Origin of the sequence: Cryobacterium gelidum, assembly GCF_004403985.1 — a bacterium.
GTDB classification, from domain to species: Bacteria; Actinomycetota; Actinomycetes; order Actinomycetales; family Microbacteriaceae; genus Cryobacterium; species Cryobacterium gelidum.
Map to the genome: position 1 here is coordinate 145,810 of NZ_SOHL01000003.1, position 12,065 is coordinate 157,874.

Consider the following 12,065-nt stretch of genomic DNA (forward strand, 5'->3'; position numbering starts at 1 on the left):
CGGCTCCCCTGTCGACGCGTCCATCATGACGCCGACCGACACGGTACCGAACCACCGGAGCAGCGCATCGGTCGGCCGTATTCCCCTGCTCGACCTCTCGCCCCAGCTGAACGACAATCTCTGGCCAGCCCGCGCCTTCGTCGGTGAAGTTGTGCCGTTCGCAGCGACCGCTTTTCGCGAGGGACACGACCTCATCGGTGTCGACCTGCAGCTCACGGCGCCGGATGGCAGCACGACGCGGCATCCGATGGTGCTCGAGGCTGACGGATCCGACCGCTATGGCACACAGGCGCAGCTCGGCGCCGCGGGCCACTGGCGGTATCGCGTGCGCGCCTACGCCGACGACTTCGCCACCTGGGAACACAACGCTGCTATCAAGATTCCGGCCGGCATCGACGTGGAACTCATGTTCACCATCGGCGGCGCGCTCCTGGCCCAGGCTGGCATCGACAAGGCCCGCCCGCTCGCCGCACGCCGCCTGTTCAAGGCGGCCGCAGCCACCCTCGCCGATACCGGCAAGTCGGCCACTGAGCGTTTTCTCGCAGTGGCGGATGCCGCCCTGCTGCAGGTCATCGCGGTCCAGCCGCTTGCCGGGCTGGCGTCCATCTCGGCGGAACGCACCATCATCGTCGAACGTGCCAGGGCCGGGGTCGGCTCCTGGTATGAGTTCTTTCCGCGTTCGGAAGGCGCCGTGCGGCGCGCCGACGGCACCTGGCAGAGCGGAACCTTCCGCACCGCGGCCAAGCGTCTGCCCGCCGTAGCCGCCATGGGCTTCGACGTGCTCTATCTGCCGCCGATTCACCCTATCGGGCAGGCTTTCCGCAAGGGTCCGAACAATTCGCTCACCGTCGCACTCGGTGACCCGGGCTCGCCCTGGGCGATCGGCTCGGCCGACGGAGGCCATGACGCCATCCACCCGGACCTCGGCACGGTGGCCGATTTCAGCTTCTTCCTGAAAGAGGCCGCCTCTCTCGGCATTGAAATCGCCCTGGACTTCGCACTGCAGGCCTCCCCCGACCATCCCTGGGTAGAGGAGCACCCCGACTGGTTCACGACCCTGCCCGATGGCACCATCGCCTACGCCGAGAACCCGCCGAAAAAATATCAGGACATCTACCCGATCAATTTTGACAACGACCCCGCCGGTATCCGTGCGGAGGCACTACGTCTGCTGCGCTACTGGATCAGTCTCGGCGTGCGCATCTTTCGGGTGGACAACCCGCACACCAAGCCGCTCGACTTCTGGGAATGGCTGCTCAAGGAGGTCAACCAGACCGACCCCGACGTGGTCTTTCTCGCCGAGGCCTTCACCCGGCCGGCCCTCATGCAGGCGCTCGGCAAGGTCGGTTTTCAGCAGTCGTACACGTATTTCACCTGGCGCAACACGAAAACCGAGCTGGAGGAGTTCTTCGACGGTCTCGCCACCGATACTCCGGATTTTCTCCGCCCGAACCTGTTCGTGAACACCCCTGATATTCTCACCGAGTACCTGCAATTCGGCGGCCCGGCAGCGTTCAAGATTCGGGCGGCGCTGGCCGCGACGGCGGCGCCGAGCTGGGGTGTCTACGCCGGTTTCGACCTTTTTGAGAACGTCGCCCGGCTGGGTGCCGAAGAGAGCATCGACAATGAGAAGTACGAGTACCGGCCGCGCGACTGGAGCAAGGCTGAGGAACTGGGCGAGTCCCTCGCCCCGTACCTGACGTTGCTCAACCGCATCCGGAACGAGCATCCGGCGCTGGGGCAGCTGCGCAATCTGGATATCCACAGCAGTGACGACGACTCGATCCTCGTATACAGCAAGTACCTCGACGCCGCGTTCACCGGCACCGGGCAAGCGGATGCCCTGATCATCGTCGCCAACGTCGACCCGCACTCCGTGCGCCAGACGGTTGTTCACCTCGACGTGACCCGCTTCGGCATTGCTCGCGGCGATACCTTCGACGCGCATGACCTCGTGTCGGGCGTCACCTGGACCTGGTCGGCCGACAACTTCGTGCGGCTCGATGCCTTCACCGAGCCGGTGCATATCCTGCACGTCACCCCCCACGATCCGGGCCGCGCATGAGCGGCGACAGGAACGAAGACGAGAAAAAGAAGAACTCGAGCAATCATAAGAAGGGTCAGGCAAAGAACATCGACGGCAAGAAGGCGCAGTCCTTGAAGACACAGTCCACGCAGGCGCAGAAGCACGTGGCCCCCACCGAGCCGGCACCGATTCCCGACCACGTTCTCGAAGCCGTCGCCGCCGGCTGCTACTACAACCCGCACGAGATTCTCGGCCAGCACCTCGCCCACCAGGCCGGTGTCTCCGACCCGCTCGTCATGATCCGAGCATTGCGACCCCTTGCTACCGAGGTTTTCGCGATTCTGGCCAACGGCGCGCACGTGGAACTGGCCCACCTCGCGCAGGGTATCTGGCAGGGCGAAAGCACCCTCGGACTCACCGACTACACGATCGAGGCGCGCTACCAGGATGCTCCGCCGTGGATCTGCGATGATCCCTACCGCTTCGTTCCAACACTCGGCGAGCTGGACCTGCACCTGATCGGGGAAGGCCGCCACGAGCGCCTCTGGGATGTCCTGGGCGCACACCACCGGGAGCACCAGGGCGTCACGGCGGCCTCGACCGGCACGTCCTTCGCGGTCTGGGCACCGCACGCCCGCGCCGCCCGCGTGATCGGCGACTTCAACGGGTGGAACGGGGTCACCCACGCCATGCGCAATATGGGCAGTACCGGCGTGTGGGAACTGTTCATTCCGGGCCTGGAACTCGGGACCAATTACAAATTCCAGCTGCTCACGCAGTCCGGCGCCTGGGTGGAGAAAGCCGACCCGATGGCCCGGCTCGCCGAGGTGCCGCCGCAGACCGCATCGGTGGTCACCGCTTCGCACTACGAGTGGGCGGATGCTGCGTGGCTGGCCAACCGCGCCGCCAACGATCCCCACGACCAGGCGATGAGCATCTACGAGATGCACGTCGGCTCGTGGCGTCCCGGGCTCGGCTACCGGGACCTGGCCGATCAACTCGTCGGGTATCTGCACGAGCTCAGCTTCACGCACGTGGAGTTCATGCCCCTCGCCGAGCATCCGTTTGGCGGGTCCTGGGGCTATCAGGTCAGCGGCTATTACGCCCCGACCAGCCGATTCGGCTCCCCCGATGACCTGCGCTATCTCATCGACCGGCTGCACCAGGCTGGTATCGGCGTGATCATGGACTGGGTTCCCGGTCACTTTCCCAAAGACGACTTCGCCCTCGCCCGTTTCGACGGCCAGCCGCTCTACGAGCATCCAGACCCGCGCCGCGGCGAGCAGCTGGACTGGGGCACCTACATCTTCGACTTCGGTCAGATGCAGGTACGCAACTTCCTGGTCGCGAACGCCCTGTACTGGCTCGAAGAATTCCACATCGATGCGCTGCGTGTCGATGCGGTCGCCTCGATGCTCTACCTCGATTATTCGCGCGAAGACGGCCAGTGGGAGCCGAACCGGTACGGCGGCAACGAGAACCTCGAGGCGATCAGCCTGCTGCAGGAGATCACCGCGACCGCCTACAAGCGCAACCCCGGCACCATCATGATCGCCGAGGAATCCACCAACTGGGGCGGGGTGACGGCCCCCACCAGCGGTGGCGGACTCGGATTCGGGTTCAAGTGGAACATGGGCTGGATGCACGACTCGCTCGAGTACATGCAGGTCGACCCGATGTACCGTTCGTACCACCACAACGACATCACCTTCTCATTCATGTATGCGTTCAGCGAGAACTTTCTGCTGCCGATCAGCCACGACGAGGTCGTGCACGGCAAGGGCGCCCTGGTATCGAAGATGCCCGGCGATTCCTGGCAGCAGCTCGCCAACGTGCGCGCCTACCTGTCGTTCATGTGGGCGCACCCTGGCAAGCAGCTGCTGTTCATGGGCAGCGAGTTCGGGCAGCGATCAGAGTGGAGCGAGGAGCGCGGACTGGACTGGTGGATGCTCGACCAGCCGGCACACCGCGGATTGTTCAACCTGGTCGGGCAGCTCAACCGGGTCTACCGCGACAACGCGAGCCTGTGGAGTCGCGACAACGACCCGGGCGGTTTCGAGCTGCTCGACGGGGGCGCAGCGAGCCAGAACGTCGTGTCTTTCTTGCGCTGGGACAACCATGGGGTTCCCGTCGCCTGCTTCTTCAACTTCGCCGGACAGCCGCACACCGACTACCGGGTGGGCCTGCCGTTTGCCGGGCGGTGGGAAGAGATTCTCAATACGGATGCCGGCGACTTCGGCGGGTCCGGCGTGGGTAATCTGGGCACGGTCGAAGCCTTCAATGAGCCATGGGCCGGCCGGCCCGCCTCCGCGACACTGACCCTGCCGCCCCTGGCCGGTCTCTGGTTGCGCCTGCGCCGCTGATACCCCTGCGGCGAGAGCGCGAAGACAGCTCGCAGACGCAGGTGTCCGGGCGCTCGTTGCGCTCTCGCTCCAGGGGGATTAGTAGAGCAGGGCCGCCAGGCGAGAGCGGGTGGGTGCCACTCGGGGGTCGTCGGTGCCGATGACATCGAAGAGTTCCAGGATGCGTTCGCGGATCGTGTTGCGTCCCGGTGCGGGCTGCGCCGGGAACAGATTCAGCAGGCGATCGAAGGCGTCTTCGATGTGTCCGCCCGACAAGTCCAGGTCGGCGACCAGGAGCTGCGCCTCGAGGTCGTCGGGAGATGATGCCGCACCGTTTCGGATCTGGTCGATCGTCTTGCCCTGCAGCCGGGCGAGCAGGCTAACCTGGGCCAGGCCAGCTACGGCCATGGTGTCGTTCGGGTTTTGGGCCAGTGCCGTGCGGTATTCGTTCTGGGCGGTGGCGTAGTCGCCGGCTTCGATCGCCGTGTATGCCTCCAAGTGGTGCGGCGGCAGTGGCTCGTCGACCACGGGGACCGGCTCGGCGTCGACGGCCGCGTCGGATGCCTCGGCCGTGCCCGTCACACCCTGCTGCGCGGCGAGCTCCAACACGCGGCCGAGCACGTCGCTGATTTGTTCCTCGGCGAGCGGGCCGTTGAAAAGCTGCACCGGCTGGCCCGTGATGACCGCGGCGACCGTGGGCACCGACTGTGCCTGGAACGCCTGTGCGAGCTGCGGGTTGGTGTCGATCTCGACCCGGGCAAGCACGAACCGACCGGCGAGACCGGTGATGAGCTTCTCCAACACCGTTATGAGCTGGGTGGAGGGTTCGCTCCACGACGCCCAGAGCGCGACGATAACCGGAACGCGGGAGGAGAGCTCGAGCAGCTCACCGAAGTTGGCGTCCGTGCCGTCCAGCACGAGGCTTGGAACCGTGACAGCACCGGTCGACGATGCATCGCCGCCGGCGGGTGTGCCGGTCACGGGTGGGCCACCACCGGCGACCGGCGGCGTCCCGACGGGGGCACGGTTCACGAGAGAAGAGAGGTCGACCGCTCCGCGCAGGTTCGATCCGAGAGGGGGCATATTAGTCATGGAAGCTCCGCTGATGTGATGAGGCCCTGGGCGAAGCCCAGGAGCACGATTTTGTCGCTTGAACCGGCCGTGGGCACATAGAACAGCAGTTGGTCGCGGTAGGTATTCTGAAAGCCCTTAGCCGTGGTGGTGATGCCGGAAAGCGCCTTGGTAGCGAGGGCGTCAGCCGCCGGGCCCACCGTGGCGCCGGCATCGACGGGTTTAACGGTCTCGGTCTCCGTCATGCTGACGGAGACGATGCTGCCGGAGTCGTTCGTGGCCAGGGCGACGGTCTCGTCGCTGCCTGCCATGGCCGCGAAATCGATCGATGCGGTTGACGGCAGGGCGGCGATCTTGGCGGCGTTGAGGTCAGCGACCTGGATTCGGAAGTTGTCCCCCTCGCTCTCGAACAGTTCGTACGAGGGGCTCGCTTCGCCCTGCGTCAAAACGTCGGCGTAGGCGGCGGCCAGCTGGTCCGGTGGCAGCAACAGCAGCTTGTTGTCCGGGGCGATAGCGGGTGCACCGACGATGGCCGGAGCTGCCTTCGGTACGTGCGCCGATTGCTCCAACGCGAACAGGTAGTTCACCTGATAGTTGGCGCGCGGCGATTCCTGCTTGAGCATGACCGCCATCGTTGGAATGCTGGGATCGTTTTCGTCCTGAATGACGGTCATGACGACCCGCGGCCAGGAATTGGTCTGCTGCGGCAGCGTGAACGTAAGCGGGGCGCCCGGCAGTGCAACGAGCGGGGCGATGGCCGGGTCGACGGCACGGATCTTGTAGTTGGCCAGGCGCTGTTCCAGGGCCGGCCCGGTGAATCGCGTCGCGATGCTGTCGGTATTGAGGTTGGTATCGGCTTCCGCGCTGAGTCGCGAGATTTCACTCATGATCGTCTCCAGCTGAGAGACGGTCACGGCGGGCGGCGGCAGCTCGGCGGCAGCTTCGACCGAATCGGTGGATTGGGGCGTCGCGGTAGGGGTAGCGGTGGTGGTGCTGGCCGTACTGAGGTCGGGCCAGAGATCGGCCGAACAGCCCGTCAATACGAGGCCGGAGACCACAATCATCGGCACGACGGCGACCCGGTGGGTGATTCCTCGCCGCGATTGGGTGATTTGACTGGCTTTGATGGCCTTCGGTCGTGGGGCGCGAGGCAATCTGGGCATGCGGGGACCGCGCGGAAGGTTGCGGCGCGGCCGGCGGGAGCGACGCAGGTGCAGCAGGGCCAACACGTAGAGCACCAGGCCAGCCAGAAGCAGCACGGCACCACCGGCGAGGAGCGGGCCTGCCAACGGGGTGGAATTGTCTGAGGCCCAGGAAAGTCGGATGCTCGCGGGCGCCGGCTCGATCCCGTCCGAGGCGACGAGCACCGAGATACCCGCGGGCAGGGCCAGCGTGGTCGTCACGGATTCCGTGCCGGCGTATTCGTCGAGCCAGAGGTCTGAGCCGGCTGGATTCACGATCGCGGCGGCAGCATCCGGTGTTGCAGCTGCGCCCGACGTTCCGTTGGGATTGTCGGGAACGACGGCATCGGTGACGGTAGAGGTCAGTTCCCCGGTTTTCTCGCTGAGGCCGACGGTGGCGTACGCGTCGTTTCCGATCCAGGCGGCAACGTCTTCGGAACGCCCGTACGCGAGGAAGATGGCCCCGTCTCCGCGCACGTTGATCGTCTGGCTGCCCGTCGAGCCCGCCAGGGCGCTGGGATTGATCACGGTGTACTTCGCGTCACCGGTGACGGTCGAGCTCAGGGAGGTGAAAGCGGGTTCGAGAAAGATCGTTCGCTGCGCGATGCCGAGAACGATCATCACGGCAGCAAGAACGAGGGCCACGATGGCAAGAACAAAACGCACGTATCACCCTTCAGCATTTTTGCTGGTCGGTACTGTTCAGTCACTCTGGCTGACCCACGTGCCTGAAAATCCGCACGCACGGAGCTCCTACGTTACTGCGTTGTCCTGAAAGGTGCCTAATAGCGCCCGCGTCCCCGTCGGTCGGTACGCGAAACCGAGCTGGGGCGGCAACGCACTAAAATTGGTCTGTTCCCCGTCATGCATGATCCATCGAGGGCCGGGGCCCCATTTGTGAGGAGTAACAATGTCTGACGACGAAGCTGATTTCACCCAGGTGTTTCGCGGCTACGACAAGGATGAGGTCACCAAGGCCGTCCAGTCGCTGCGACGCGAACTGATTCACGCCAACACTCAAAACGCAGAAGCCGGCCGGGAGATCAAACGGCTGACCAGCCGCATCGACGATCTCAATGCCGAGATCGAGGAGGTGGGGAGCCCCACGTTCTCCGGTCTCGGTACCAAACTGGAGAACACCCTTCGCGTCGCCGAGGAGCAGTCCACCCGCGTCATCGCTCAAGCCGATATCGACGCCGAAAAGCTGCGTGCCGCGACCAACGACGAGGTGCAGCTGCTTCGTCAGAACGCGGTGGAGCAGTCCGAACGCACTTTGTCCGATGCCGCCGTCAAGGCACGCCGTGTACTCGATGACGTGCGCGTCGAAGCGGATGACTTGCGCGCTCGGGCCCAAGACGACCAGGCCCAGATCACTCAGGACGCGGTTCGCGATGCCTCACTGATTCGCGGCGCGGTCGCCACCGAGGCCGCCGAAGCGCGTGCCACGGTCAAGCGTGAGGTGGCGGCCATTCGCTCGGAGGCCGATCGCGAAGCAGCCGAAGTGCGTGTGGTCGCCCAGCGTGAGGCCACGGAGGCCCGTGAAATTGCGGCCGGACTGACTCGCGAGACCGAGCTGACCCGCGCCGAAGTGGCACTGGAACTCGATCAGCAGCGCGCTGATCTACAGCGGGAGACCGAACAAGCGCGCGTCGATCTCGGCGCCGAGACCGAACAGGCTCGCGTCGATCTCGCCCGGGACAGCGAGCAGGCCCGGCTGGCCGGGGCCCACGAGGCGGATCAGGCGCGAACCCTGCTCGCCGCCGAGGTCGAGCAGGGTCGTATCGATCTGGCCCGCGAAATCGAACAGGCGCACGCGGTGACCGAGGTCGAACGTGAGCAGGCGCAGACTGACCTCGTTCGCGAGCTCGATCGCAAGCGTGCCGGCCTGGCCCGCGAGATCGAGCAGGCCCGTGCCGCTCTCACCGCCACGGGAGAGCAGGCCGGCGCCGACCTGGCCCGAGAAAACCAGCAGGCTCGTATCGACGCCGAGGCCGAGGCCGAACAGGCCCGCATCGATCTGGAAAACCAGCTCACCGCCACACGCAAGAAGGGTGAGCACGAGGCGGGTCGCCTGACCCGGGAGATCGATCAGTCCCGAGCCGACTTCGACGTTGAGCTGAAAGCGCGCCGCGATGAGGCCGAGCAGGACCATCTGGCCCGCCATCAGGAAGCTGTGGCGCAGACGCAGAAGTTTCAAGCGGATGCCGCCAAGCAGCTCATCGAGACGACGGAGCGCACCACCGAGCTGCGCACCCTCAACGAGCAACTGGATACCGGTGCGCGCGAGGAGGCCAAGGCGAACAAGGACCTCGCCGAAGAGAACGCCGCGCGCATTCTCAGCGACGCCCACTTCACCGCCACCACCCTCGTCACCGAGGCGACGACGCGTTCGCGCGCCCTCGTCGCCGACGCCGAAGACCGGTTATCGCAGATTAGGATTGAGCGCGATGCCGTTGCCGGTTATTTCGAGAGCCTGCGCAGCGTTTTGACCCAGGCGGAACGGGTCACGGCCGAGTAATTCCCCACTCCTGGAGTCGACACGTGAAAATTCAAAATGCATTCCGGTTTGGCCTTGTGGGTACCCTGGGCGTCGGGTTGGGCCTACTGATCATCACCTCGGTGATCACCCTGCAGACGATCATCATCTATGTCGGGGCCGCGCTGTTCATCGCGCTTGGTCTAGACCCGGCCGTTTCCTGGTTGGAGAAGAAGAAATTCCCTCGCTGGGCTGCCATTCTGACCGTAGTGACGGCGGTGCTCGGCGTGCTCACCGCTGTGATCGTTGCGATCGTTCCGATCATTGTCGGCCAGCTGTCCAAGCTCTCCAACCTCATTCCGGAACTCGTTCGGGCAGTCAACAGCTCGACGTTCCTGACTGATCTCCAGAAGCAGCTCCCCGGCTTCGACATCGGACAGATCAGCAGGACGATTACCGATTTTCTCGGCGGAAACCTGACCAACATCACGGCCACGGTCGTTCAGTCGGGGTTGGCTTTTGTCAACGGCCTGTTCGGCGGTCTCATCATTTTGATTCTCACGCTGTACTTCACGGCCTCCCTGAACGCCATAAAGCGCGCAACTTACCAGCTGGTTCCAGCGTCCAAGCGGGAGCGCTTCACCGATATCAGCGAGCAGATCACCACGGCGGTCGGTCGGTACATCGTCGGGCAGGCAGCGTTGGCTTCCGTCAATGGCGTGCTGAGCTTCATCTTTCTGTCGATCATCGGGGCACCGTTTCCGGCCCTTCTGGCGTTCATCGCCTTTCTGCTGTCCCTGGTGCCGCTGATCGGTACCATTTCCGGCTCGGTCATCATCGTGCTGACCTGCCTGATCCCCGAGATTGGCAGTTCCCCGCAGACTGCCCTGGCCGCTGCTATTTATTACCTCATCTACATGCAGGTCGAGGCCTACGTGCTCAGCCCGAACATCATGAACCGGGCCGTCTCCGTGCCGGGCGCGGTCGTCGTGATCGCGGCTCTGGCCGGCGGCAGCCTGCTCGGCATTCTCGGCGCGCTCATCGCTATCCCGGTCGCCGCCTCGATCATCATGATCGTCAAACAGGTCGTCATCCCCCGCCAGAACGCGCTCTGACCGGTCTCGGGGCCGCGCGGCCCCGGCGCGCAGGACGCGTCTGGCTACGGCGCCGTCCACTCGGTGGGCAGCGGAAGCGCGCCGGGATTGACGGTGGCCACGATCTCGGTCAGTACTCGGCGGGTCAGGTTTTCACCGACCCACAGGTGTTTACCACCCGCGACTGCGACGAGACGCAGGTCGGGAACGCTCGTGAACCGAAGGCGGGCGGCATCCGGTCGCAGATAGTCGTCGAACTCGGGGATCAGAGCCACCAGAGCCCGTTCATTGCCGGCCCACGCCGCCACCTCCTCAGCAGTCGTCCGGTGTAACGGCGGCGACAACAGGATGGCACCTCGGATCGGATGCTCCAGGCCGTACTTGAGCGCGAGTTCTGTGCCGAACGACCAACCGACCAACCAGGGATTGGGCAGCTCGCGCTCGGCGACGAAGGCCATCGCCGCAGCTACATCGGCCCGTTCGGTGAGTCCGTGGCCGAAATCGCCCTCGCTCGTACCGCGGGGCGACGACGTACCGCGAGTGTTGAACCGCAGTACGGCCAAATCGGCCAGGGCAGGCAGGCGGTTAGCTGCCTTACGCAGAATGTGTGAGTCCATGAAGCCGCCAGCGGTGGGCAGCGGATGCAGGGTCACAAGCGTCGCGACCGGTGCACGTCCGACCGGGGTCGCCAGTTCACCCACCAGGGTGAGCCCATCGCTGGTCTGCAGTTCGATGTGCTCGACGGTGGCGGGCAGTTCGATGCCCCCACGAATGTCAACCGGCAGGGTCACTGAGTCTCCTCATATCGCGGTGCGCGCTGGTGTACCAGGTGCGTCACTTGATTTTCCAACAGTGGTTATGCCAATGCCGCCGGTTGGACAGGTCGGCGGCATCGCCGAGTACCCCATCGCCGCGCCACGTTACGATGTGCGCTGTTCCCGGCACGATCTCGAGGGTGCAGCCGGGGCACAGGTAGGTTTTAACCGCCTGTTTGGCGGGAACCGGCTGCACGTGCCACAGCCCGTCCCGACGAACCTCACTGCGCCGCCACCCCGCCAGCAGGTGATTGAGGCCGACGGCTTCGTCGTCGTGCTGCTGCTTGGCTTTGCGGCCTCGGGATCGATTGCTGCGCGCCATGGGTCCAGTCTAAAGTGCGGCCCTGCGGCCGAACGCCAGCTGGTGCCGGCGGGTAGTCAGTACCAGCCGGAGGCCTTGGATTTCTCCCACGCGCCGCACGGTGTACCGTAACGGCCGGTGATATAGCCGAGGCCCCATTCAATCTGTGTTCCGGCGTTCGTGGCCCAGTCTTCGCCTGCCGACGCCATCTTGGAGCCGGGGAGCGATTGTGGGATTCCGTAGGCGCCGCTCGACCCGTTCTGCGCATTGACGCGCCAACCCGACTCTTTCTGCCAGAGCGAGACCAGGCAGTTGAACTGGTCCTCGCCCCATCCGCGGGCCGCGACGGCGTCGTAGGCGTAGGCCTGAGCTGACCCCGGATCGGGCACAGCGGCCGACGGCGCCGAGAAACTCGGCTTCTTCTTCTCGGCCGCGACGACAACCGGAACCGGTTTGGGCTTCTCGGTGACGACATAACCGTCCCGAGCGATGGTGTTGGTGTAACTGCCGGCTACGAGCACAGCCTGGGCCGGGCCACCATCGGTGGTGCTGCCGGCGATTTGAAAGTACGGCGATGCCGTAGCGCCCGAGTAGGGATCGACCACGGTAACGAGCACGAATGCGAACGCTGCGGTGAACCCGAACAGAAAGTGCGCCGACTTCACCCGAGGTCCGGTTCGAGAAACACTTGGACGGGTCTTGGCCGGAACAATGTCGATTACGTGCTGATGCCTACCCATTTGTCCCCGACTCTATCGC

The 12,065-nt window shown here is 64.9% G+C and carries 9 protein-coding genes; 4 read left to right on the forward strand and 5 right to left on the reverse strand.

Annotated features, from left to right (window positions below; all coding sequences use genetic code 11):
- The first annotated feature begins 25 nt into the window (after positions 1–25).
- Both E3T50_RS00870 and glgB read left to right on the forward strand, forming a co-directional pair.
- On the forward strand, positions 26–2,065 hold the full coding sequence (locus tag E3T50_RS00870) for an alpha-1,4-glucan--maltose-1-phosphate maltosyltransferase (protein ID WP_134550453.1): 2,040 nt from the start codon (positions 26–28) through the stop codon (positions 2,063–2,065).
- Positions 2,062–4,389, forward strand: coding sequence for a 1,4-alpha-glucan branching protein GlgB (glgB, locus tag E3T50_RS00875; RefSeq protein WP_134550155.1), 2,328 nt, complete (start codon positions 2,062–2,064; stop codon positions 4,387–4,389). The genes E3T50_RS00870 and glgB overlap by 4 nt, the downstream gene beginning before the upstream one ends.
- Positions 4,390–4,467: 78 nt before the next feature.
- Here the strand turns inward: glgB and E3T50_RS00880 are convergent, their stop codons facing one another.
- Together E3T50_RS00880 and E3T50_RS00885 are read right to left on the reverse strand one after the other, a co-directional pair.
- Positions 4,468–5,460, reverse strand: a complete 993-nt coding sequence (locus E3T50_RS00880; protein ID WP_134550156.1) for a tetratricopeptide repeat protein — start codon at positions 5,458–5,460, stop codon at positions 4,468–4,470.
- Entirely contained in the window at positions 5,457–7,286 is a 1,830-nt protein-coding gene (locus E3T50_RS00885; protein ID WP_134550157.1) for a DUF8094 domain-containing protein, read from the reverse strand. The genes E3T50_RS00880 and E3T50_RS00885 overlap by 4 nt, the downstream gene beginning before the upstream one ends.
- A gap of 244 nt (positions 7,287–7,530) precedes the next feature.
- Here E3T50_RS00885 and E3T50_RS00890 point away from each other — a divergent pair, with 244 nt between their 5' ends.
- Together E3T50_RS00890 and E3T50_RS00895 are read left to right on the forward strand one after the other, a co-directional pair.
- A complete protein-coding gene (locus E3T50_RS00890; protein WP_134550158.1) occupies positions 7,531–9,138 on the forward strand; it encodes a coiled-coil domain-containing protein in 1,608 nt (535 codons plus the stop codon).
- A 23-nt stretch (positions 9,139–9,161) separates the two neighbouring features.
- Positions 9,162–10,211, forward strand: a complete 1,050-nt coding sequence (locus E3T50_RS00895; protein ID WP_134550159.1) for an AI-2E family transporter — start codon at positions 9,162–9,164, stop codon at positions 10,209–10,211.
- Between the two features lie 44 nt (positions 10,212–10,255).
- Here E3T50_RS00895 and E3T50_RS00900 read toward each other — a convergent pair whose 3' ends face one another.
- Genes E3T50_RS00900 through E3T50_RS16480 form a run of 3 tightly spaced genes read right to left on the reverse strand, consistent with a single transcriptional unit; the run spans position 10,256 to position 12,046 of the window.
- Positions 10,256–10,975: an alpha/beta hydrolase gene (locus E3T50_RS00900; RefSeq protein ID WP_134550454.1), complete on the reverse strand. Its 720-nt coding sequence runs from the start codon at positions 10,973–10,975 to the stop codon at positions 10,256–10,258.
- Between the two features lie 49 nt (positions 10,976–11,024).
- Complete coding sequence (locus tag E3T50_RS00905) at positions 11,025–11,327, reverse strand: hypothetical protein (RefSeq protein ID WP_174844708.1); 303 nt, start codon at positions 11,325–11,327, stop codon at positions 11,025–11,027.
- Positions 11,328–11,383: 56 nt separating this feature from the next.
- Complete coding sequence (locus tag E3T50_RS16480) at positions 11,384–12,046, reverse strand: aggregation-promoting factor C-terminal-like domain-containing protein (protein WP_241990681.1); 663 nt, start codon at positions 12,044–12,046, stop codon at positions 11,384–11,386.
- Positions 12,047–12,065: the final 19 nt, after the last annotated feature.

Bases quoted from the DNA above. Each gene is read 5' to 3' on its own strand.
- E3T50_RS00870 (WP_134550453.1), top strand. From the start codon at position 26: ATGACGCCGACCGACACGGTACCGAACCACCGGAGCAGCGCATCGGTC.
- E3T50_RS00890 (WP_134550158.1), top strand. From the start codon at position 7,531: ATGTCTGACGACGAAGCTGATTTCACCCAGGTGTTTCGCGGCTACGAC.
- E3T50_RS00880 (WP_134550156.1), bottom strand. From the start codon at position 5,460: ATGACTAATATGCCCCCTCTCGGATCGAACCTGCGCGGAGCGGTCGAC.
- E3T50_RS00905 (WP_174844708.1), bottom strand. From the start codon at position 11,327: ATGGCGCGCAGCAATCGATCCCGAGGCCGCAAAGCCAAGCAGCAGCAC.
- glgB (WP_134550155.1), top strand. From the start codon at position 2,062: ATGAGCGGCGACAGGAACGAAGACGAGAAAAAGAAGAACTCGAGCAAT.
- E3T50_RS16480 (WP_241990681.1), bottom strand. From the start codon at position 12,046: ATGGGTAGGCATCAGCACGTAATCGACATTGTTCCGGCCAAGACCCGT.